This window comes from Shewanella sp. Sh95 (genome assembly GCF_001308045.1).
In the GTDB taxonomy this organism is placed as follows: Bacteria; Pseudomonadota; Gammaproteobacteria; order Enterobacterales; family Shewanellaceae; genus Shewanella; species Shewanella xiamenensis.
This window is the reverse complement of record NZ_LGYY01000046.1, coordinates 30,532-53,597: the sequence shown is the minus strand read 5'-3', so window position 1 is coordinate 53,597 and position 23,066 is coordinate 30,532. Positions and strand designations below refer to the sequence as shown.

The window sequence follows — 23,066 nt, the reverse complement described above, 5'->3', positions numbered from 1 at the left end:
TCAATCAGTGCCTTAGAGGCCAGCATCAAGCTGTTTAATCGTTTTAGGTGAAGTTCTGGGCAGTATTGGTGTAAAGAATGTTGTAGGATATTGGCTTCGCGCATCTTGTTGTCCAAGTGTAGTTTTTGGCGAAACCATTTGATCATGCAACAAGATGCGCTTCCACCCTAATTTGATGATTTATTTGTAAATCATCAGGGGATTCTTCAGTATTGAGCATATTTTTTAAACATCACAATATAGGGTGAAGTTTGGTTATAGCCCAAAGTCAGGGCAACTTCTTTGATTGATAAGCCTTCACGTAGCAATTGCAACGAATAAATAAACTTATGTCGCTGACGCAATTCTGTAAAACTCATTCCAAGGCAGTCTTGGCAACGCCGAGCGAGTGTGCGTTCTGTGGTATGTAATTCACTCGCCCAGCTTTTAAGGCTTATTTGACTGGCAGGCTCGAGTTCAAGTTGCTGCAAAATAGGTTGCAACAGTTTATCGGTACTCGAAGGCAAAAATTGTGGCTGCGCCTGACCTAAGATTAACTGGTCAATTAACACCTCAACCAAACGTTTATCCGCATCCGTTTGTGCAACACGCACCTGCCTCTGGCGGAGATCGTTCACTATTGCCTGCGCTATCGGCGTCACCACAAGTAAACAAGTTTCATCAGGGAAAACCTGCGCCCGACAGGCAACAATATTCAATGAGCAATAATGGATACTGCGGCGGGTGTAACTCTCATGCTCTACGCCTGCTGGCACCCAAATCGCATATTGGGATGGCGACAAAAATCGTTGTCCAGCCGCATGCAACTCCATAATGCCACCGCTGATCAGCTGTAATTGCCCCCAAATGTGGCTATGTTTTGGTGTAATGGTATTGGGCAGAAAGGCTTCATAGTTGAAGAAAATATCTGCCACTGGCGCTTGCTCCGAGCTAAGTGGATGGTAAACAGGGCGCATCGTACTCCTAAAACTCGACTTTACATCCAATCAAAACATCGATTGACGCGGTGGTTGTCTATCGAGGAACTGACATTGTCTTTTAAGCAATATTTATATCATAAAAGACCAGCAATAATAGCGACTATCTATGACAGCACGTTTGCCACTTGGCATCGGCTCGTTTCCCCCAATGAAGACTGACCTATGTTGTATTTATTTCCACTACTCGCCGTAATGATTTGGGCGGGTAACACCATTGTTAACAAACTTTCCTTTGGAATTATAGCTCCCGAAGCCATTGCCTTTTATCGCTGGTTTTTTGCCATGCTTGTGCTTACCCCTTTTATGCTCAAACCCGTCTTGAAAAAACGTAGAACAATCATTCCTCTACTACCGAAATTAGCGACCTTAGCCGCCTTAGGAATGGTATTAAACCAAAGCCTTGCCTATTTTGCCGCCGCGACGACAACCGCCACCAATATGGCATTAATCAACTCGATAGTGCCTATGGTAAGCCTGTTTTTGGCGGTACCTTTACTCAAGCAAAGGCTCTCGCCATTAGTTTTTGCTGGCAGCCTAATCTCACTGCTGGGCTTAGTGTTTATGCTAAGCCACGGGGATATGGCTAATCTGGCGAGAGGGGTTACTGAGGGGGATTTATTATTACTTATCAGTGCGTTTGTGTACGCCCTTTATGGGGTACTGCTAAAACGCTGGCAGCTACCGATATCGACGTGGGAATCAGTGTATATTCAGGGCATTATCGCTGTGTTGATGTTAACTCCGCTGCTGTTTAGTGCACCAAGCGTCACGATTAGCAGCCAAGCTGCACCACTTATTGTGTACGCCGCCCTTGGCGCATCACTCATCGCCCCTTGGGCGTGGATTAATGGCATTAGCAAATTGGGCGCTGAACGCACCAGTATTTTCTTCAATCTAATGCCAATTCTGGCGGCTATATTTGCGGCGATAATCTTAAATGAGACCTTAGCCGTTTATCACTACCTTGGCGGTTCAATGGTTATCTTGGGGGTAATGTTAGTGCAGATAAAGCCCAAACCTAAAATATCAGCCCTAAGCGCCTGTGCTGATTAAATCGACTCAATAGCCCCATATCAGTGGGGCTTTCCTACGATGATTCTCCTTAATTTTCTGTTGTTGCTGCAAACCACAAAATAGCGACTAAGCTATTTAATAAGCAATTTTGTCAGTACGTTATGGAGTACCCTATGTTTAATAGTATTCGAGTAAAGTTTTCGCTGATGTTTGCCATTATGGCGACCGCCTTGATCGTTATGGCAATTACTGATGCTACGCAAAGCCGCTCAACCCTGAAGCAAATGCAGGAGTTTAGTCAGTTATTTAATCCTGCGATTTCAGCCATTCTCAACGCTGACCGCGATCTCTACCAAGCACAGCTAAGTGAAGAAGTGTTACTCAGATCCGATCTGGGTAGTGATAGCCGTAAAAGCGAAATAGATAACTGGCAAGAGAATGTCGATCAGGCCCGCGATCGAATGGGAGAGTTTAAAAAACTCTTGCAGGATCATGCCCAAGTATTGCAATCCACCAATGGCTTTGAAGCACAGTTTTCGCTCTGGTATCAAGCCTCATCTGACGTGATAAATGCAGTAAAAAATAGTCAGTTCGACCTGGCAAGACAACTACACGAAAGCAAATCCAAAAAAGAGTTTAAAGCCCTAAGAAGCATCTACAATGCCGCAGGTGAAGCCGCCGACAATCGCGTTAAAGAACTGGATTTACAAGCCACCGAACAAGCTACAGCCCAAACTCAAATGTCAGTTACGATAGCTACGCTTGTCGCTATTGTCGCCCTCGTGATTGCCTACTTTGGCCCTAAGATTATTGTCAACGCGATTCAAGACATTACTAATAGAATTAATGATATAGTCGATGGCGATGGCAACTTAACCCAACGAATTCCTATCACTCGCCAAGATGAAATTGGCGAACTGGCCAATGCTTTTAACTTGTTCGTTGCCCAGTTGCAACAGATGGTCATCGCCATTATCAGCCAAACCAAAGATGTGAGCCATACCGTTGAAAACCTAGCGACTAAATCAGCTACCACCATAGGGATCAGCCACGAGCAGGAACAATTTGTCGACACCATAGTTACAGCCGTAAATGAAATGAGTGCCGCGGTAAGGGAAGTGGCCAGCAACGCCCTGCATACTGCTACCGAAATCACTAAGGTCAATGATCAGACTATTGAGGGGAAAAAAATCCTCACGCAATCGGTACATCATATTCAGCAATTGTCTGAATCGGTTAAAAATGCCGTTGCTGTTATCGAAAAGCTCTCCGTCAACTCCGCTAATATTGCCTCGGTACTGGATGTGATCCGCTCAATTGCGGAGCAAACTAATCTGCTCGCTCTTAATGCTGCCATTGAGGCTGCTCGTGCCGGTGAACAAGGGCGTGGTTTTGCGGTGGTCGCCGATGAAGTACGTACTCTGGCGAGTCGTACTGAAACGTCGACTCAAGATATTCAGCGCATGATCGAAGAATTGCAGCGGGGCGTTAATGATGCGGTGAAGAGTATTGAATCAGGCGCCAGCCTCACCCATTCTACGGTTACCCTTGCCAGTCAGACTCAAGATGCCTTAGATCAGATCCTAAATTCCACCTCTAAAGTCAGTGAGATGTCGACTCAAACCGCGACCGCAACAGAAGAACAAACCCACGTTACTGAGGAAATCAATCGTAACTTGACTGAACTGTCTGATAAAACAAGATATTGCAATATGGTGATCCAAGAAACACAGCAAATAGTGGTCAATACCCGAGCCATTTGTAGCAATCTACAAAAAGAAGTCTCGCGCTTTAAAGTCGCTTAAAGGGAGGCATTTGAGATACTGGCCAAGCCTAAAAGGATTGGCCAGTTTTTATTTAAAACAATGGCTTGAAGAGAATAATCCGATAGGTACATCAAACTGCAGCACGTCAACCACACCGCCTTGGTACCAAGCATGTTTAAATATAACGGTTAACAGACTAACTGGCCGCCGAGCTGATTAATTTTATCTTTTGCAGCTTTAGCTGAAAGATAACCAGCCACCTTGGTTAGTGCATCTGCACGCCATGCGAAAGGCGCTTGAACGCTAACAACACGCTCATTAGACGCATCAAAGCTCATCATATCGACATTACCTGTCGGCAGTAATAATGCTGGACAACCTAGACTCAATTGCTGCGAAACTCGTGAGCTTGCTAGGGCCATATTGCGGACTGTTATCTTCTGGCTTAATCCATTTGAGCCTCGACAAAGCACATCCAAGGAGGCAGAACCAAATACTCGCAAGTCCCCTCCCGCATTGACCCAACCACCAGAAACCCCTGCACGACGTAACTCACTTACTGCCATATCAACCGCATACCCCTTGGCGATACCGTCAAAAGTAACAATTAATGGCCGAGCTAACCGCGCTTGGTTCCCTTTAATTTCAATATCTTGCCAATCGCCCTGCAAAAGTAGCGGCATACCAAGGTAGCAAGGTAACGCCCCGCGAGACATCATTTCACCACCAATGGTGCAATTAAATAAGTTGTCGCTAGCTTTACCAAACCACTTGGCTAATTTAAATACCCTTAGACTATCTTGGCTTAGGGTGACCCAATGGCCAGGCTGACGGTTTAGAAGATTTAACTCACTATCTTGCTGATGAAAACTTAATAAACGTCCAATTTGTGCAATGCGAGAAAAAGCCGCAGTAATCGCAGCTTGAATGGCTTGCTCATCGAGTGTTGGTTGGCTGGGTTCTTCAACTACCGATTCGACTGCAATTTCAATTAACGTGCCCAGTAATGGCTTAGCTCTTCGTATCACGATGCTGCTGGCTATGTGAGGTGTGGATGAAGGATCACCGTTTTACCGCATCTGGTTACTAACAGCAAGAGTGGTCTTAGTATGTTATGCGAAAAGATACCCGCAAAATTAAAATGTTAAAAACTAACATAACTCACACTCTCAGCACGTAGTACTGTGTCAAAAACAACAGAAAACCCAATAATACCGAATCGTACACCAACTTAAGATCCACTAAACTGTATCAGCGGTGGAGGAAGAAATAGCCCTCTATTGCTATATTACTGAGTAATCCACATTTAGCATTGGCTAACAACAACCAGTAAATCATTAATAGAATAATTTTAATATACTGTTTATTAAGATTAAAAATTAAGACAAACCACGATTTAAACCTCTTTTTAACGAACAGATTACAACGGAAGTAAAAACATCTAGACGTCTAGATTGACAGTAAATTGGCAATCCAATATGCTTGGCACCAAGTTGCTAGGATATGATGCCAAGGCGACATAGATTTAGAGCGAGTTTGACTGCCAAGGAGCACGCAGACAACCCGCCGAGTAAAAGAGAAATTACATTGAGTCAATCAACCCAAACCACTGCACCGAGTAACCCAGCATCATTTGTTGCCCTGTTACCCTTATTCGTTTTTTTAAGTCTGTTTATTGGCGCAGGGGTCTATTTCCAAAGCCAAGGTGTGGACTTTGCTTTCTATCAATTACCGAGTGTGATTGCTATTCTGCCGGCCATTATTCTGGCTTTGGTGTTATCAAAGCAAAAATTAAACCAAGCCATTGATACCTTTATTGGTGGAATTGGCCATAGCAATATTATTGCCATGTGTTTAATTTACTTGCTGGCTGGCGGCTTTGCGGCGGTAGCGAAAGCCACTGGCGGTGTCGATGCGACCGTTGCCTTAGGTTTATCGCTTATTCCTTCAAACCTATTACTGCCAGGCTTTTTTGTGATTGCCGCCTTTATTGCAACGGCCATGGGTACCTCTATGGGCACGATCGCCGCCGTGGCACCTATCGCCTTAGGCGTTGCCGATCAGGCACAAATTGATTATGCCCTGATGGCCGGCGCCGTGATGTCTGGCGCACTGTTTGGTGATAACCTCTCAATTATTTCGGATACCACGATTGCGGCCACTCGAACTCAAGGCTGTGATATGAAAGATAAATTCCGCGAGAACCTGATTTTTGCTATCCCAGCTTCACTGCTGACCTTTGTTGCCTTTGTCATCGCAGGACAAGGCCAAGCCGATCTAGCCGCTCAAGATATCGACTTTATTAAAGTGATTCCTTACCTGACGATTCTGGTATTAGCAGTTGCAGGACTAAACGTATTTGTCGTCTTAACCTTAGGCATACTGCTTGCGGGTGCCACTGGCTTGCTGACGATGGACTATGGCGTAATCCAATTTGGTAAGGATATCTACGCGGGCTTTAGCAATATGCAGGAAATTTTTATCCTGTCGATGTTAGTCGGTGGTTTAGCCGCGCTGATGCAGCAACAAGGTGGTTTAGCCTTTGTGAGCAAACAGATTGAAAAGCTCATCACCCGTTTCTCAAAAGCCCAAGGCGAAGCCTCATGCCGCGCGGCCGAATTAGGGATGGCGGGAATTGTAGCCGTGACCAATAGCTGCGTTGCTAACAATACGGTGTCGATTGTTGTCACTGGTGACATTGCGAAAGATCTCGCAGAAAAACACGGCGTAACACCTAAACGAGCTGCCAGTGTACTCGATATTTTTGCCTGTATTATCCAAGGGTTAATACCCTATGGTGCACAAGCGCTGTTAATCGCCTCGACATTTAGCATCACACCGCTAGCAGCCGTGTCCCATGCATGGTATTGCATGATCCTCGCAGCAGTAGCCATTGCAATTGTCATTTTCCGTAAACGCCACTGATGTAGTTAAGTATCACAAGGTTTATTGAAAGCAACACAAAATAAAGGGAGCCACTTGTCTGGCTCCCTTTGTTTTAAAGGTTAAATGCACAACGATTTAGAATACTTGCCTTCATGAAGGGATTCAGGCAAGTTACACCCGATTATTCAACCTTGCCCCTTAATCCACACCACTATTCATTAAAAGCCAAATGAATCCAAGACAGCGTGAACCCAGTTTTTACGATTTACATCGCCTAATCACTTGGTTGATTGTGGGAGCCGCACTGCTCAGTGCGATGGGAGTGATGATCGCTCTGTATGGACAATACCAAACCATGGGCGTTAGCGCCCTATTTATCCGCGCCGATTTTTTAGGGGACTATACCCACTCGCCCCTTGCCTATGTGTTTAATTTAGGATTATTAGCCGCAGGGATTTGCATGCTGATCTCTATGGCTGGGCTGTACTTACTCAAGCTCGATAGCTTTAGCCAATATATTGCACTCACAGGAGTTTGGGTTGGCACTTCGGTGATTTTGATGGGCATTTTTCCGATTAACTTTTTAACCATGCATAGACTGGTTTCCACTAGCTATCTCTTAAGCACGCTAACCTTGCATGCCTTAGTGATTATTGCCGGAGTCGTTCCTAAACTTATCTGCCCAAGGCCCTTGTTTTACTTGAGTTTATTAAGTTTTATCAGCGCTATTAGCCTGAGTTTACAACTGGATTGGAGCCAACTGGATTTTCCGCCCTGTGATATAGACAATCATTTCTGTTTGGTTAGTACCAATATGTGGCTGCAAACGAACCTCAATATTATTTGGTGCTTAAGCCTTGCATTTGCGATGCGTCGTTTATCCAAAATCCTGTATTATCGCGCCCAAGTCCATCACCCATTTTAACTTAATCGTTTATGCGTCTAGCTAAATACCTTGCCCAATGTGGCATCAGTTCACGCCGAGAGGCCTGCCGCTTAATCGAGGCTGGACGCATTACGCGAAATGGTAAGATTGCCACACATCACGACCCAGTCCAGCTCGATGCAGATGGTCAATGCCTTGATAGTATTTGCTTGGATGCAAAACCTGTATTAGGCAGCGAAACTCCTACCTATTGGCTATTCAATAAGGCCGTAGGTACAGATTGCCGTTTACTCAAAGACGATAAATCCAGCTTGATCCACTTACTGCCGCCAACACCAAGACTCTACCCCGTCGGCAGATTAGATAAGGATTCCCGCGGATTATTGCTGCTCACTAACGATGGCGAACTCACCCACAAACTGATGCACCCCAGTTTTGCCCACAGTAAAACCTACCATGTGCAGCTAGAGAGGGCCTTCACCGATGAGTTTATTAAGCTAATGGCCAGCGGCGTAAAGTACAAAGAAGTAGATACTCTCCCCTGTAAAGTTCGTAGGCTTAGTGAAGATAAATTTGAAATAGTGCTGATCCAAGGCTTAAATCGGCAAATTCGGCGGATGTCCAGCGCCTTAGGTTATAAGGTTATCGATTTACAGCGAGTGGCCTTAATGACACTCAGCCTTGAAACAGTAAGCGAAGATAATTGTACAGAAAGCAAAGCAGCAACAAACACACTAAACACTCTACCAGAGGGAGAAATGCGACCGCTAACACCCACTGAAATTACAACGCTAAAAGCCGCACTGGCGATATAGTCAGATGAGGTGTGGTAACGAATCTCAGACCAATGTGACGTTACGCCCCATAAACCATTTATTCAGCTAAAAGATTTTACACTGTGCAGCGCTAACGAGGTAACCTGAGCTCGGGATAAGTAGAGCCGCTGAATAGGCATCTTTTCGGGCCTCTGTGCGTTGCTCTGTCTAACCATAGCTCGCGATGCCGTACGACTGAGCGCCTTGATATACGCAAAAATCTGCGCACTCAGTCAGAAAGAAAAGATTTTTCCTTTCAAAAAAATCATTTATAGCATTGATTTAGTTTGTTAAATTTAGATTTTTTCGACACTCGTTACCCCGAGTTCAGGTAAGGTAAATTATTATGCTTTCAACATGTGAGTGGTTTATTGTGAATTTGGGTGATGCGCTTATATCACAATCAACATTAAGCGCACATCAATATCACCTAACCAAAGTTTATCAACAAGCTGGTAGCCCTGAGAATCTGCTGGCAGTATTTAAACATGAATCCCAAGATCTCCATTGCCACATAAAGCTATTTCTTACTTCGGAATTTCAAGAATTAGCAATGTTAGATGGCGCCGTAAGATGCGTGAAACCTAATTTTAGCGGTACTAGCTATTTGGCGGGCAATCCGAGTTATATGCTCCAAAAATAGTGAACAACTACACATAGAGGCTATACAGCACCCGTATTGCAAGCAGAATCAATACCACACCAGAAAGTTTATCAATCAAGCCCGCTTTTTCCCGCAACTTAGGCAATACACTCGAATGGGACAACACTAACGCAATTAAGGTGTACCAGAGCCCATCAACTACCAGTGGTGTTAGTACGATAAGTGCTTGACCTGTAAAACTATCTGCAACCATCACAAATTGGCTAAACAGCGCTAAAAAGAACAGCATAATCTTAGGATTGAACAGGGAAATCGCGATACCATCGCGCGCCGCTGTAAGTGTATCCGTCGCCTCCCCCGCCGTAAGTTTTGCCTGCATGCCACCGTTTGAGCGTAATGCTTGGATCCCCATCCATGCCAGATAGAGCGCGCCTAAAATCGCTATCCCATTAAAAACCAAAGGCGCATTTTTCAGCATTACCGCAAGACCAAGTAGCGTGACTAGCGCATAGACCCCTATGCCAATCGAGTGCGCCCAAGCGCAAACTATCCCTTTCCCGCGACCACCACCTAAGGTATGACGCACGACCATCGCCAAACTCGGCCCAGGGGACATAGCGCCCAAGCAACAAATCGCCAATAGTCCCAACCAAGTACTAAAGCTCATTTTCAACCCTTTAAAGCATAAAAAGGCCCTCAAAAGGGCCCTCACAGGAGTGGCAGTTTAACACTGGCCTAGCAATACGGTCACTCTCATTTCACCCCGTTGGGATGATAAAAAACGCGAATATCTTGCACCAGTTGCGCAAGCGATGCTGGCTCTACATACATCATATGACCCGCCTTGTAGTAATGCATAGTGACGCGGCTATTATCAATGCCGTTATCGGCAAAGGTATTTTCAGTCGCAAAGAATGGCGTTGCGAAATCAAAATATCCGTTACCGACAAAAATACGCAAGTCTTTATTCTCGCGCTGCGCCTGTCCTAAATAGGGTGCCACATTCACATAATGCATTTGTTTACCGCTAATATTCCAGTTCCAGCCACGGTTAACATCGGTGGAAAGCACGTTGAAGGGGCGTGATAATTTAACCCCTAAATCCTCATACAGATATTGATGGATAGCCGCTGTATAAGCACCATCAATACCATATCCTGACGGGTCGTTATCGGTCGAGTCACCGCCACTGTCGTAATCTTTGCCGGTATAGCGACTGTCTAACCGCCCGATGGTCAAATCCTGATCCCTGAGCAATTCCTTGGTATAGCGACTCGCACTCACCCGTAAATTTACTCTGTCGAGGTAGGACTCACTCAGGCCCGTAAAACGCGCCAACTGTTTGCGTACAGCTTGATAATCACTTTGCGCTAAACGGCTGCCCTGTAATAGGGCTAAGGCGTAATCCTTAATAGCAAATTGACGCGCCTGTTCGACAAATGCTTCGAGCCCCAAGGCCTTATCGGCATCACTGACTTTGTTATGATAAAACGCAGTCGCCGCCATGGTCGGTAAAAAACCAATGTAGGGTTGGTTGTTACCCGGTTGATAGCGAGCGTGACTAAAGTCGAGAATCGATGAAATCAGCATCACGCCATTGACAGAGATATCGGTCCAGCCGCCTTGAAGTTCATCCACTAATGCCGCGGCTCGCGTCGTACCATAGCTTTCACCGGCAAGGTATTTGGGCGAATTCCAACGCTTATGTTCAATCAACCAACGGCGCATAAACTCGGCAATGGATTGGGCATCTTCTTTTACGCCCCAAAAATCGGTGCCTTTCTTCTCACCCAGGGCGCGGCTAAAACCGGTACCCACAGGATCGATAAACACTAAGTCAGATTCATCGAGTAATGAGTAATCGTTGGATTCAATCCGATAAGGTGCCGCACCATCATCTTTGGCATCAGCAGGCACAATCACACGTTTGGGCCCAAAGAGTCCCATGTGCAGCCACAGCGAGGCTGAACCTGGGCCACCGTTAAAAATAAACGAGACCGGACGTTTACTGCTGTCCTGCACATCATCCCTTAAATAAGTAATAGAAAAAATACTGGCCTGAGGCTCACCCTTATCATCCTCTAAAATGGTCTCCCCACTAATGGCTTGATAACTGATCTTCTGATTTTGAATCGTCATTTTATGCTTAGTGGTCACCACCTCTGGCACTAACTTATCCACTTTGGCTTCGCCTTTTTGAGCAGGCTCGGCATGGCCGACCATGGACACAGTAAATAACAAGGGCAGCAACATACTTGCCCATGTTAGCCCTGCGGGCGTTGACTTTTTATTTAGCACTCGCATCAATTATCCTTCCCTTCTGTAGTCATTATTTTGTGGTCTTTTTATTAGTGCACCAGCTTACAAAGACTGTGCACTCGGCGCAAAAGCACAATTGCAACTGAATGCGTCAAAGGTTTAATCGGCTTTTAAAACATAAATTCACGCAGATTTAAGCTGTTAGCCGCTAAGATAGAATGGATTATCGGAAACTTATGTAGGCATCTATGGGCACTATCACTCTCATCAGTCTGGTCATTCTCGCATTACTTGTGGGCGCGATTGGTCTGTTAATCTGGCAACGTAGCAAAGGTAAGCGCATTCCACTGGCGGTGATTTTTGTGTTGGGATTTTTCGCCGTTGGCCTAGGCGGAATTATCGGTTTTGTGCATAAAGGCGAAGATTATCAAGCCTATCAAAAGCTACAGTGGCGCACGCTGGCCCCCGAAAAAATCGCCCCACTGGTCGCCCAAGGCTACACAGTGTTTGTGGATATCACCTCAGACTGGTGCAGCATTTGCCAAACCAATAAGGCTGAAGTCACCCATAGGGAGCAAGTGGTGAATGCACTGATGGCCGACAAGATTATTTTGATGCAGGGAAATTGGAGCGAAGCCGATTCCACCATCGCGAACTACATGCAACATGAAGGAGTACCGGGTACACCTTACAATAAGGTCTATGGTCCAAGGGCGCCTAACGGCATAGTACTACCGTCAAAACTCACCATCGATGCCGTGCTTAATGGCTTAGCTCAGGCTAAAGCCTTGTAATCTATTTTGCTTATTTGGCTTAATCTTCAAAAATGGAGTATTGAGAGCGCAATAAAAAAGGCTGCATCGCAGCCTTTTTGCACACTTCAAATCAGTAGAAAGCAATTTTCCGGAAAGGTGGGCAGAAAATCACTCCGTACTCTCAACAGCCGTCTAACCCCAAAACACTATAAAAATAGTTTTATAACTAGCGAGTTACTTAAATATCTTAGCGAAGTAATGCGTATTCCCATATAAGGGTAAGCGTACTGGTCTATTTCAACCTTGCTAATAATATTTATGAAACATTTTTATAACAATTTAGCAATTTAAGCCAGCACTAAATAAAACTTTCTATTGATTAAAATATAAGCTTTTTATTATCAACAAGTTAATGGTCAGACCTCTAAGCTAGCCTCAAAACCATTCTATTCAAACATGACAAAGCAACTCGCGATATATCGCGACACGACTCAAGGGGTTATACTCTGGGCACTCATTCGTATTAAGGAATCAACGGAATGACATCAACACAGCCCGCCGTAATGCCCTTGGATAAACATTTTCTGCCAGAGAATCAGTTACTGCTCAATGCCGTGGGCGAAGGCATTTATGGGTTTGATTTAAATGGCAATGCTGTCTTTATCAATCCCGCCGCCGAGCGCATGACGGGCTGGAAGAATGAAGAGTTACTCGGCAAAAATATCCATAATTGCCATCATCATAGCCATGCGGATGGCAGTCATTATCCCCAGGAAGATTGCCCCATCTACAACACCTTAAAGGATGGGATTGCAAGGGAAATTACCCACGATGTGTTTTGGCGTAAGGATGGCAGCAGCTTTCCCGTGTATTACAGCTCTACGCCCGTCTATCGGGACAACAAACTTATCGGTGTAGTCGCGATATTTCGTGACATCAGTATTCAAAAACAAACCGAGCAGTCGCTACGCCAGGCTTTAGCACAGGTTCAAGCTCTGTCGGAGCAACTGGCCAGCGAGAATCATTATCTCCAAGCCGAGTTAGCCGATAAGACTGGCGATGTGGATATTTCGGGCAGTAGCGCAGTGATCCGCCATATGATCCAGCAACTGCATATGGTGGCCAATACCGACAGTACCGTATTGATTTGTGGCGAGAATGGCACAGGCAAAGAGCTGGTTGCCCGCAACTTACATCAACTGAGTCGCCGCAAAGATAAGCCCATGATCAGCGTTAACTGCGCGGCATTTTCAGCCTCACTGTTAGAGAGTGAGCTGTTTGGCCATGAGAAAGGCGCCTTTACGGGTGCGACTCAACAGCGCAAGGGCCGCTTCGAACTTGCCCATCAAGGCACCCTGTTTCTCGATGAGGTGGCCGAATTAAGTTTGGAGGCGCAATCTAAGTTACTGCGAGTGATCCAAGAGCAATCCTTTGAGCGACTCGGCGGCAGCGAAACCGTCAAGGTGAATATTCGCTTAGTCGCCGCCAGTCATCATGATTTACTCAAACGCGTTGAACAGGGCTTATTTCGAATGGATCTCTATTACCGCTTGAATGTCTTCCCAATTCAAGTGCCACCGCTGAGGGCGAGACTGGAGGATATGCCCGAGCTTGTCAGCCATATACTGCATTCCCTTAACCGTAAGCTGGGCAAAAAAATCCGAGGGGTAAGTCAAAAAGGCCTACAAAAATTAATGGCCTACAGCTGGCCTGGCAATGTGCGCGAATTGCAGAATATCCTTGAGCGAGAGGCTATATTATCTCAAACGGATATTTTACATATTCATGCCATGCCCACGAATCACCTACAGACTCAAACCGCGGCTTCACCATTACAAACCTTGGCCGAGGCAGAAGCACAGCATATTGAGCAAACATTAAAACTGCTGAACTGGCGTATTTCGGGCGCAAACGGCGCAGCCAGTGTACTCGGCGTCCCGCCAAGTACCCTCAGATCGCGAATGAAGAAGCTCGGGATTACACGTCAAATCACTAATGATGAATAGTCTCAAAAACGCGATATATCGCCAATTGACGATATATCGCGACACACATAAAAACCAATCTAATTTAAATCAATAAATATCATATAGTTAAATGCAAATTATTTTGGCCTAACGCTTGCTATAGGGAGCCGAATCTTATTTAAGCCGTTAGGACAGCATATGCCCAAGAGTGACACCCAACACAGAGAGAACGCCAAACGTCCCTCTGCCGAGCAATTTATCCCGGTAAAAAATATCCAGGCGGAAGATAAGCCTGCACACAAAAGCAGTGGCCAGATTCATTTCCGAGAGCAGAAAGGCTATTTTCAGCGTCTCAGAACCACAATGAATAGCCTGTTAGTACTGCTGTTTTTTGCACTGCCGTTTATTTCATTTGATGGTCGGCAAGCGATACTGCTGGATGTGAGTCAGCAACAATTCTTCTTTTTTGGCCTCACGTTCTGGCCACAGGATTTCACCTTACTCGCTTGGGTGTTTATTGCCGCGGCTTTTGGCCTCTTTTTTATAACCGTGTTTTGGGGACGGGTCTGGTGCGGCTATCTTTGCCCACAAACCGCGTGGACCTTTATGTTTGTCTGGCTCGAAAGCCAAATTGAGGGTAACAGCAATAAACGTAAGTTGCTCGATAAGGCGCCATGGTCTGCGAGTAAACTCAGTAAAAGAACGCTCAAACACAGCCTGTGGGGATTAGCCGCCTTGATTACTGGCTGTGGATTTATCAGTTACTTCATCCCAGCCCGTGAACTCTACTTGGATATTTTTACCGGCAACGCCGGCTTTTGGACAACCTGCTGGGTATGGTTTTTCGCGATTTGCACTTACTTAAACGCTGGCTGGATGCGCGAACAAATGTGCTTACACTGCTGTCCCTATGCGCGTTTTCAGGCCGTGATGTTCGATGCCAACACCAAAACCGTGACCTATGATGCCACACGCGGCGAAGCACGCGGCCCCCGTAAACGCAAGCAACAAACCGAACTCGGTGATTGTGTTGACTGTAACTTATGTGTTGAGGTCTGCCCGACGGGGATTGATATTCGCCAAGGCCTTCAATACGAGTGCATTAACTGCGGCGCCTGTGTCGATGCCTGTAATGAAACCATGCAAAAATTCGACTACAAACAAAACCTAATTAGCTATGTCAGCGAGAATGAATTAAAGGGCATCACCCATTCCAATTTGCGCTCGCCACGCTTTTTAGGTTACGGCGCTGCCGTTGTTATTATGTTGGTTGTAATAGGTTTAGATCTCTCCAGTCGCAGTGAGATTCAGCTTAACGTCATTCGCGACAGACAGAGTCTGTACCGCGAAACCGCCGATAATAAAGTTGAAAATACCTACCAGCTGAAGATCCGTAACAAGACTCAACAAACCAAGCAATACCAACTCGCGGTCAACAGCGAAATGCCATTCAGCTTAATTGCCGACCCGGTAATCACCCTCGCGGCGGGTGAACAAGCAGATTACCCCGTGACAGTATTAGCCGATAAGAATGCTATCCCTGCGGGACGCAAACTTATCGAATTCTCGGTAACCGATGTCAGCGAACCCAAACAAAGCGTCAGCCAAGAAACCGGCTTCTTTAGCCCTTAATTCATAGCCTCAACGCTCCCATTTAGCTGTAGACAACCAATAAGACGCCATCGATTGAGCGTCTTATTGGTTTTTAAAATGGCCACATCCTATTGCGCGCCCTTTTCTTTCCCCCAATTCAGCTACCAATTGCTATAAAAATGCCCCTAAAACATCAACACGCCCTAATATACCCAAGTTAATAAAGACTTAACTCTACTCCGCCCATATAGAGTAAAAACACTATTTTTAACATAAAGATAGTAGCAATCTTTGGATAGAATTATTTGGCGATAAAGATTGACCTTATAGGTTGAATCCTTCTAATCTAAACACTCGTTTGATTTTAAAATAATAATAACGACTAAACCGATTTGAGGTAGTTAGGCATGGCATACGATCAAGAGTCACAACTCGAACTTGGCAAATACTCTTCACTCATAGACTTAATCGAACGCACTAGCCAACGCTTTGGCGATAAAACCGCATATGCTTGCTTAGGTAAAAGCAGTAGCTTCAATGAGATAGAACGCGATTCACGCTATTTTGCCGCCTATTTGCAGAATAACACTAACCTAAAACCTGGCGATCGGATCGCGATTCAATTACCCAATATTACCCAATTCGTCATCGCCGCCTATGGTGCACTACGAGCAGGCCTGATTCTCGTCAACACTAACCCGCTTTATACTGAACGTGAGCTTATCCATCAGTTTAATGACTCAGGCGCTAAGGCCTTAGTGGTATTGTCAGATCTGTTGCCAACCCTCGCCAAAGTGGTTGCAACCACACCAATTGAATTGGTGATTTCGACCCACCCGTTAGATCTTATCGATCCACAAGTTCAGCCCAAAACGGGGCTTAAAAATGTCGAATTCTGTCACGTATTAAAACAAGGTGCAGAGTTACCATTTACGCGCTTTGTGCCCGCCTTAGGCGATTTAGCCGCGCTGCAATATACCGGTGGTACAACGGGCCTCTCCAAGGGAGCCATCCTGACCCACGGCAATATGCTCGCCAATGCGGCGCAGGTAAAATCCCGCATCGGCAGTGTTATCACCGAAGGGGAAGATATTTTTGTCGCGCCACTGCCGATTTACCATATCTACGCCTTTATGGTGAACTTGGTGCTGTATTTTGAATGTGGTGGTTGCTCGGTATTAATCCCAAATCCCCGTGATATTAATGGCTTAATCAAGACGCTGGCGAAATACCCCTTCACCGGTTTTGCAGGGCTTAACACCTTATTTGTCGCCTTGTGTCATCAACCTGAATTTAAAGCGCTGGATTTCAGTCATTTAAAAATCACTATTTCTGGCGGTACAGCGCTGACCGCTGCCGCAGCCAATCTATGGCAGCAAACCACAGGCAATACCATCAGTGAAGGTTATGGCTTATCCGAGACCTCGCCAGTGATCTCGCTCAATGCACCGGGATATCAAAAGATTGGCACTATCGGTAAGCCCGTTCTCGGCACTGAGGTCAAACTGTTAGACGAAAACGGTAATGAAGTCGCGCAAGGGGAAGCCGGTGAGCTCGCCGCCCGTGGCCCACAGGTGATGCTAGGTTATTGGAATAATCCCCAAGAAACGGCTAATGTGATGACGGCTGATGGTTTCTTTAAAACGGGGGATATTGCGATTCTGAACGAGGAAGGCTTCCATCAAATCGTTGATCGCAAAAAGGATATGATTATTGTCTCTGGCTTTAACGTCTATCCTAATGAAGTCGAAAACGTGCTTGCTAGCCACCCAAATATCATCGAATGCGCCGTAGTTGGCGTAAAGGATGAGCACTCTGGAGAAGCAGTCAAAGCCTGTATCGTGCTCAAGGATGACAGCCAAGACCCTGAACTGATGAAAACCACCATCATCAACTTCTGCCGCGAGCAACTCACTGCCTACAAACTGCCTAAGTTAATTGAATTTATGCCGCAGTTGCCTAAGAGTACTGTGGGTAAGATTCTGCGTAGAGAACTCAAAAATCAGCCTTAAAAACCATTAAGTAATTTGAACGGCTTTAAATCTAATAAAACCCCAGAGCAACACTCTGGGGTTTTATTTGAGCCTCTTTTCCCAATCCAAGTCTTACTCGCTCAATGGGTTAACCTCATCCGTTAGCAGCTGCAAACTGGCAAACTCTCGATATAAGGCATTGGTTTGCATTAGAGTTTGATGCTTACCACTGGCAACAATTCGCCCCTTATCAAACACAATAATTCGATCGGCATTAATTACGGTTGCAAGCCGATGGGCGATGATCAGCGTAGTTTTACCCGCCATTAACTCATCAAGCGCCTGCTTCACTTTTTGCTCACTCAAGGCATCGAGTGCACTGGTGGCCTCATCGAGTAATAGGATAGGTCTGTCGGCTAAAATGGCCCTCGCAATGGCAATACGTTGTTTTTGCCCGCCAGATAAGCGCACACCGCGCTCACCCAAATAGGTTTGATAACCTTCATTAAATTCACTGATAAACTCATGGGCACGGGCCGCAATACAGGCATCGATCACTTCCTGCTCGTTGCCATCAACGCGGCCATAGCGCACATTTTCTAGCACACTAGTAGCAAAAATCACTGAGTCCTGCGGCACCAGTGCAAACTGCGCCCGCAAATCCTGTGGTGAAAGCGCAGCAATATCAATCCCATCCAATAAGATACTGCCAGATGACGGCACATAAAACCGCTGCAATAACTGAAATAGCGTGCTCTTGCCGGCACCACTCGGGCCGACCAAAGCCACCCGCTCGCCGGCATTTATTACAAGGTCTAAGTCGCTGAGCACTAACTGAGTTTGCTCGGGATAATGGAAGTTAAGTTGTTGCAGTTGCAGCTCGCCGCGTACTTTATCTGGCAGAGTTTTAGGCACCAGTGGCGCCGGAATATCGACCTCAGTTTCGGCTAATTCGATTAAGCGTTCTGCGGCGCCCGAGGCACGTTGGATTTCCCCGACCACTTCACTAATGGTCGCAACCGCGCCTGCCACCATGACCGCATAAAACATAAAGGCTGAGAGTTCGCCGCCCGTCATCTTACCCGACATCACATCGTGGGCGCCGACCCAAGTCACTAGCGCAATGGCAGCAATACTGAGGAACATCACTGAAGAAATCAGCAGCGCGCGGTAACGAATGCGGCCGCTGGCGGCGGTCATCACATCTTCGACACGGCCGTTAAATAAACTGCGGTCCTTATCCTCATGGCCATAGGCCTGCACTGTGTGGATCTCATGCAAGGTTTCATCCACATAGGCACCGAGATCCGCCACCCTATCTTGGCTCTCGCGCGCTAAGGTGCGCACCTTTCGGCCAAAGAAACCGACAGGACCCAACACCAAAGGCACGGCCAGTAGCACGAGCAGTGTCATCTTCACGCTGGTGATCCCCATCATCGCCAGCCCACCAATAACCGTCACGCCGGAGCGTAGTGCCATAGAGAGACTCGAACCGACAACGGTTTGCAGTAAGGTTGAATCGGCGGTAAAACGTGAAATCACCTCACCAGTGCGCACCTTGGCATAAAATGCCGGAGATAATTTAAGTAATTGATTATAAACTGCAAGCCGAATATCGGCACTGACACGCTCCCCAAGCCATGTCATCAGATAAAAACGGCAAAACACCGCAGTGCCACTCACTGCGGTGATGAGCAACACCAATAGAATAATTTCATTCAGCCGCTGGGCGTTATCCTTAATAAAACCTTCGTCCACCATCAGCCGCACGCCTTGGCCGAGGGATAACCAGGCCAAAGAACCGATCAATAAAAATACAATCGCCGCGACAACTCGCAAACGATAGGGCTTAAGAAATTGCCAAATCCATGGCAATACTGCCCGTTGGCGAACCGAGGTGTGTGAAGATTGTTGAGACACAATGGACTCCAATAATGGTCGAAGAGGTGGAATGCTCGAATCGGTGGGCTCTATGAGCGGTTTGTTCACTCTTGTTATCCTTCGGCTTTATTTGTCATTCAACTTAGCACAAATGACAATGAACTGAGCACACAAGAAAGCGCACACGATAACCAAAGTGATGCTAGCAAAGCAAAAATTCAAGGCTAAGAATATAAAAGCCAAAAATAAACCCGCATTGATAGCGGGTTTATGATTGCGCCTTGAGTAGGGCAAGATCAAAGTACAGAAGTGTAAAACACAGATATCTAAGCTACCTGCATATCTTCAGGCGTTTTTGGGGTGCCATGGTGACCATCACGCTTCCAGTTCACATCGAGTAATTCACTGCCTGTAAGAGTAAAGGCTTGGCCAAAGCCTTTGACATACAATCCTTGATGGGGCGCTAACTTGTACAGGTTAAAGTCCGTCAGCGCTGCCAAATTATCCGACATGTCGCCAAAACGTTTAGATAACAGGCTGACTCCTTTGCTAAACGAGGGCGTATCACGTGCAACCGCTTGAGCCATGGCATCAAAGGTTAATCGTTTGCGGGCGAATACAGATTTGGCTTCGACTTCATCCTCCACCAGCATCACAGACACTTTAGTAGACTGTTTAAGATTATGGCCGTGGCGCGCTAAGTCACTCACCAAGATATAAAAACCATCGTCTGCTAAGGCAAATGGCGCGTAACTGGCATTAGGTTGACCATCGGTATCGACGGTGGCGAGTTGTAAGGTTTTACGTTGCTGTTTAAAGACCTCTATTTCAGGTAACAGTTTGTCCCTTAAACGCTGTTCTTGCTCGGAAATGTCAGGCTTCATATTGGTTTCCTCAATAAATTACGTTCATCAATGTTAATCAGCAAAGGTAGCGGCCAGCGCTTTAAAACGGCGCACTTGCTCGGGAAAAAGCACTCTTTGCTTGTCACGTCCTAAATAAACTTTAAATACCACTTCACCCTGAGGTCCAAAAAAGTTAATGGAATGGCTCTCGCTGCCCCTAAAAGGTCTGCTGATCAAGGCTATCGCCCGCATGCCATCCAATTTAAGATGGCCATGTAAGCCATCCCCTTTGCTGTAGAGGTTGTAGTAACCATGGGCAAATTTTCCTTGGGGAAAATCGCCTTTAAATTCAAATACACTGCCCGAAAGCATCACTATGGTGGTTAACGAACCCCACTCGGGTAAGCTTTGTAGTAACTCGTCCATATGGGCCAAAGGTAAAAATACTCGCTGCGCTTTAGGTAAGGCGGTAACCACCTCAAGCTCGGCAATCCCTAACTCACTGGCCAATTGTGCAGGCATTAAATCTGGTTGAGTTTCAAATCGTTGTCGCAACATTTGCTGGGTTTCAGCATTTGAATCTCGGCGACTCAGCACGTTATCCGTGTTTTCAATGTCGACTGTTTGGGTCATTTCCTAGATCCTCTATCCCAAGGTTTAGAACATGTAGCGTGCAGACAGCTTCATATTACGGCCGGGCTGATACAAGGTTTGCCATGCCTGCAGATACTTCTCATCACCAATGTTTTCAATGGCAAAATCAACTCTCAGGCCCGACATCACGCCCATCGCGGGCTCCCATGCTAGGTACACATCCCAAAGGGTGTATTCATCATATTTTGCAACACTGTAACCTTTGGGTGTATTCGCTTGGCTGGCAACATAGGTCACTCGCGTGCCTAGCTTCATATCGCCTTCAATAATCCCTTGGGACAAGTCGACATTAAACTTATTGGCTGGCATCCCTTCGATATAATCGCCAGTGTTACGGTCTTCTCCGCGGGTTTGACCATAATTCATCGCTAAACGCGTTTGTCCGATGCGATAACGACCGCTGAGCTCAAAGCCCGTTAATTGAGCGTCTTCCACGTTGTTCCACGAGGTTGTTTGCTCAAGTCCTGGTATCCCCCGATATGGATTAGAGACTTGCTGAACAATAAAATCGTCCACATCGTTACGGAAGATGTTTAAAGTAATCGCTAATTCATCATCACCTGCTAACTCATTGAAGCGAAAGTCAGCTTTAAGCTCTTTATTACGGGCCACTTCTGACTTTAGGCTAGGATTTGTCGCAAAGGTGTTACATAACCCTTGGGGTAAAAAACCCGGTATTGGCGGAATGCAGTAATGGGTACCGCTAGAGAACATTTCCTCCACCGTCGGCGCTCGGAAGGCCTGATCATAGCGCGCACTTAAGGTCAGCCATGGCTGCGTTTGCCAACTTAATCCAAGTGAAGGAGATAGCTCAGTATCATCAGCAGATGCATTCAGGTTATGACTCTCGTTTTTAAAACTGTCATAACGCAAAGCAGCATCGAGGTTTACCGTTTGTGTCAGTTGCACATCCGCCCGAGTAAAAGCTCCCCATACCGTTGTTTCGCCATCAATATCCTCAGGACGCTGTCCAATCTGTCCCTTATCGTCTCTAACGGTTTTAAGGGTATCGCGATAGCCATCCACACCGTAGGTCAACTTAGTGTTACCGAGTTGAGAACTATTGTTCACATTAACGCCAACTGTGCGGTATTCAGTACTATCTAATTGGCCTTTAGTGACACGGTCTTCATCGTAATCTGTGCTATTCCAATAAACCTGCACATGAGTATCCAAATAAGGATTATTGGCTGGCGCTAAGCTGTAATTGAGGGTGATATTTTGATCGTCCGTTTTGCGGCGCACTAAAGGCACTGAGCTACTCACAGCCGCAGAAGGATTACTTGGCACTAATTCATTAATCTTGTTCACTCTTGCCGATAACGCTAAGCGCGAGGCTTCATCAGCCTGCCAGCCGAATTTAGCCAATCCACTGCTTCCTGAAGAAGCACTGTTGACTAAGGTTTCATCATTGCCGGTATTAATATTATTGGAATCAACATAACTGCCATTGAGCAACCAATCGACTGTTGCTTGCTGGCCATAGACTGCGGCGCTGGTTTTAGTGCGGTCGCCATTGGTGTCATAGCCTTGCTTGACATAACCACCAAAGGTTTCATTTGGCGCTAAAAAATCCTGAGCAGACTTAGTATTTTGTGCAACAACACCGCCGAGGGCACCACTGCCCCACAAACTACTGGCAGGACCACGGATCACCTCGATAGATTTAAGTAGTTCAGGGTCCATAAAATAGGAACCGCGATGGCCAGAACTGGTATTTTGCCTCGCACCATCGATCGTTTGTAAAACACGATCACCGCTTAAACCACGAATTTCGACGCCCTGAGAGGTCGCTCTTGGGCCATTTGTTAAGTTAATATTCGCTTCGTTTTTTAATACTTCGGCAACCGATGAAGCCTGTGAAACGTTAAGCTGCTCTTCTGCGACAACAGCCACACTTCGACTGGTTTCAGACACTTTCTCACTCAAACGCGTCGCACTCACTAACACTTCATCAAATTCAGTTTCGATAACCCCCTGTTCAGCACTCTTCTGAACCGCAGTGGGTTTGACGCCTTCTTCAGCCGCTAACGCAAAACTTAGCGCCGTACTACTTAGTGCCATCGCAACGGCGATCACTAACGGCTTTTTGTTCATATTATCTTCCTCAAATTATTAATTTTATTAATCAATTAGTATCTAAAAGACCCGTAACAGTCATTCGCCTACCTTGGCATTTTGCTAGTTT

General features: G+C 46.1%; 17 protein-coding genes. 9 read left to right on the top strand and 8 right to left on the bottom strand.

Going from position 1 to position 23,066, the window contains the following annotated elements; translation table 11 throughout:
- Window positions 1-206: 206 nt before the first annotated feature.
- On the bottom strand, window positions 207-956 hold the full coding sequence (locus AEA42_RS04030) for a helix-turn-helix transcriptional regulator (RefSeq protein WP_055647034.1): 750 nt from the start codon (window positions 954-956) through the stop codon (window positions 207-209).
- Window positions 957-1,142: 186 nt separating this feature from the next.
- On the opposite strand from AEA42_RS04030, the gene AEA42_RS04025 reads away from it, so the two are divergent.
- Entirely contained in the window at window positions 1,143-2,033 is an 891-nt protein-coding gene (locus tag AEA42_RS04025) for a DMT family transporter (protein ID WP_037427076.1), read from the top strand.
- A gap of 134 nt (window positions 2,034-2,167) precedes the next feature.
- Window positions 2,168-3,799, top strand: a complete 1,632-nt coding sequence (locus AEA42_RS04020) for a methyl-accepting chemotaxis protein (RefSeq protein ID WP_037427078.1) — start codon at window positions 2,168-2,170, stop codon at window positions 3,797-3,799.
- A gap of 149 nt (window positions 3,800-3,948) precedes the next feature.
- On the opposite strand, the gene AEA42_RS04015 is transcribed toward AEA42_RS04020, so the two are convergent.
- Window positions 3,949-4,788: an FAD:protein FMN transferase gene (locus AEA42_RS04015; RefSeq protein ID WP_037415047.1), complete on the bottom strand. Its 840-nt coding sequence runs from the start codon at window positions 4,786-4,788 to the stop codon at window positions 3,949-3,951.
- 559 nt (window positions 4,789-5,347) lie between these two features.
- Here AEA42_RS04015 and AEA42_RS04010 point away from each other — a divergent pair.
- The 3 genes from AEA42_RS04010 to AEA42_RS04000 all read left to right on the top strand — a co-directional run bounded on the left by AEA42_RS04010 (window position 5,348) and on the right by AEA42_RS04000 (window position 8,347).
- The gene (locus AEA42_RS04010; protein ID WP_055647033.1) at window positions 5,348-6,685 is read left to right on the top strand and encodes a Na+/H+ antiporter NhaC family protein; all 1,338 of its coding nucleotides are present in this window, start codon (window positions 5,348-5,350) and stop codon (window positions 6,683-6,685) included.
- A 190-nt stretch (window positions 6,686-6,875) separates the two neighbouring features.
- Entirely contained in the window at window positions 6,876-7,571 is a 696-nt protein-coding gene (locus tag AEA42_RS04005) for a hypothetical protein (RefSeq protein WP_055647032.1), read from the top strand.
- Window positions 7,572-7,582: 11 nt separating this feature from the next.
- Window positions 7,583-8,347, top strand: coding sequence for a 23S rRNA pseudouridine(2604) synthase RluF (locus AEA42_RS04000; RefSeq protein ID WP_055647031.1), 765 nt, complete (start codon window positions 7,583-7,585; stop codon window positions 8,345-8,347).
- A gap of 650 nt (window positions 8,348-8,997) precedes the next feature.
- Here the strand turns inward: AEA42_RS04000 and AEA42_RS03990 are convergent.
- Window positions 8,998-9,618 (bottom strand): LysE family translocator, encoded by a 621-nt coding sequence (locus AEA42_RS03990; protein ID WP_037421487.1) that lies wholly within the window; start codon window positions 9,616-9,618, stop codon window positions 8,998-9,000.
- An 86-nt stretch (window positions 9,619-9,704) separates the two neighbouring features.
- Window positions 9,705-11,255 (bottom strand): peptidase S10, encoded by a 1,551-nt coding sequence (locus tag AEA42_RS03985; RefSeq protein ID WP_055647030.1) that lies wholly within the window; start codon window positions 11,253-11,255, stop codon window positions 9,705-9,707.
- A 203-nt stretch (window positions 11,256-11,458) separates the two neighbouring features.
- Here AEA42_RS03985 and AEA42_RS03980 point away from each other — a divergent pair, with 203 nt between their 5' ends.
- The 4 genes from AEA42_RS03980 to AEA42_RS03965 all read left to right on the top strand — a co-directional run bounded on the left by AEA42_RS03980 (window position 11,459) and on the right by AEA42_RS03965 (window position 17,537).
- Window positions 11,459-12,004, top strand: coding sequence for a thioredoxin family protein (locus AEA42_RS03980; protein ID WP_037427092.1), 546 nt, complete (start codon window positions 11,459-11,461; stop codon window positions 12,002-12,004).
- Window positions 12,005-12,504: 500 nt separating this feature from the next.
- Window positions 12,505-13,971, top strand: a complete 1,467-nt coding sequence (locus AEA42_RS03975; protein WP_055647029.1) for a sigma 54-interacting transcriptional regulator — start codon at window positions 12,505-12,507, stop codon at window positions 13,969-13,971.
- Window positions 13,972-14,130: 159 nt separating this feature from the next.
- On the top strand, window positions 14,131-15,564 hold the full coding sequence (gene ccoG, locus AEA42_RS03970) for a cytochrome c oxidase accessory protein CcoG (RefSeq protein ID WP_055647028.1): 1,434 nt from the start codon (window positions 14,131-14,133) through the stop codon (window positions 15,562-15,564).
- A gap of 368 nt (window positions 15,565-15,932) precedes the next feature.
- The gene (locus AEA42_RS03965; RefSeq protein ID WP_055647027.1) at window positions 15,933-17,537 is read left to right on the top strand and encodes a long-chain fatty acid--CoA ligase; all 1,605 of its coding nucleotides are present in this window, start codon (window positions 15,933-15,935) and stop codon (window positions 17,535-17,537) included.
- Between the two features lie 93 nt (window positions 17,538-17,630).
- Here AEA42_RS03965 and AEA42_RS03960 read toward each other — a convergent pair whose 3' ends face one another.
- From AEA42_RS03960 to AEA42_RS03945, 4 genes are all read right to left on the bottom strand, one after another.
- Window positions 17,631-19,418, bottom strand: coding sequence for an ABC transporter ATP-binding protein/permease (locus AEA42_RS03960; RefSeq protein ID WP_156312299.1), 1,788 nt, complete (start codon window positions 19,416-19,418; stop codon window positions 17,631-17,633).
- A gap of 287 nt (window positions 19,419-19,705) precedes the next feature.
- On the bottom strand, window positions 19,706-20,263 hold the full coding sequence (gene hutZ / locus AEA42_RS03955; RefSeq protein WP_037427099.1) for a heme utilization protein HutZ: 558 nt from the start codon (window positions 20,261-20,263) through the stop codon (window positions 19,706-19,708).
- A 33-nt stretch (window positions 20,264-20,296) separates the two neighbouring features.
- On the bottom strand, window positions 20,297-20,857 hold the full coding sequence (gene hutX / locus AEA42_RS03950) for a heme utilization cystosolic carrier protein HutX (RefSeq protein WP_055647026.1): 561 nt from the start codon (window positions 20,855-20,857) through the stop codon (window positions 20,297-20,299).
- A gap of 24 nt (window positions 20,858-20,881) precedes the next feature.
- A complete protein-coding gene (locus tag AEA42_RS03945; RefSeq protein ID WP_055647025.1) occupies window positions 20,882-22,975 on the bottom strand; it encodes a TonB-dependent hemoglobin/transferrin/lactoferrin family receptor in 2,094 nt (697 codons plus the stop codon).
- Window positions 22,976-23,066 lie beyond the last annotated feature (91 nt).

Bases quoted from the DNA above. Each gene is read 5' to 3' on its own strand.
- AEA42_RS04030 (WP_055647034.1), bottom strand. From the start codon at position 956: ATGCGCCCTGTTTACCATCCACTTAGCTCGGAGCAAGCGCCAGTGGCA.
- AEA42_RS04025 (WP_037427076.1), top strand. From the start codon at position 1,143: ATGTTGTATTTATTTCCACTACTCGCCGTAATGATTTGGGCGGGTAAC.
- AEA42_RS04020 (WP_037427078.1), top strand. From the start codon at position 2,168: ATGTTTAATAGTATTCGAGTAAAGTTTTCGCTGATGTTTGCCATTATG.
- AEA42_RS04005 (WP_055647032.1), top strand. From the start codon at position 6,876: ATGAATCCAAGACAGCGTGAACCCAGTTTTTACGATTTACATCGCCTA.
- AEA42_RS04000 (WP_055647031.1), top strand. From the start codon at position 7,583: ATGCGTCTAGCTAAATACCTTGCCCAATGTGGCATCAGTTCACGCCGA.
- AEA42_RS03990 (WP_037421487.1), bottom strand. From the start codon at position 9,618: ATGAGCTTTAGTACTTGGTTGGGACTATTGGCGATTTGTTGCTTGGGC.
- AEA42_RS03985 (WP_055647030.1), bottom strand. From the start codon at position 11,255: ATGCGAGTGCTAAATAAAAAGTCAACGCCCGCAGGGCTAACATGGGCA.
- AEA42_RS03980 (WP_037427092.1), top strand. From the start codon at position 11,459: ATGGGCACTATCACTCTCATCAGTCTGGTCATTCTCGCATTACTTGTG.
- AEA42_RS03975 (WP_055647029.1), top strand. From the start codon at position 12,505: ATGACATCAACACAGCCCGCCGTAATGCCCTTGGATAAACATTTTCTG.
- ccoG (WP_055647028.1), top strand. From the start codon at position 14,131: ATGCCCAAGAGTGACACCCAACACAGAGAGAACGCCAAACGTCCCTCT.
- AEA42_RS03965 (WP_055647027.1), top strand. From the start codon at position 15,933: ATGGCATACGATCAAGAGTCACAACTCGAACTTGGCAAATACTCTTCA.
- hutZ (WP_037427099.1), bottom strand. From the start codon at position 20,263: ATGAAGCCTGACATTTCCGAGCAAGAACAGCGTTTAAGGGACAAACTG.
- hutX (WP_055647026.1), bottom strand. From the start codon at position 20,857: ATGACCCAAACAGTCGACATTGAAAACACGGATAACGTGCTGAGTCGC.
- AEA42_RS03945 (WP_055647025.1), bottom strand. From the start codon at position 22,975: ATGAACAAAAAGCCGTTAGTGATCGCCGTTGCGATGGCACTAAGTAGT.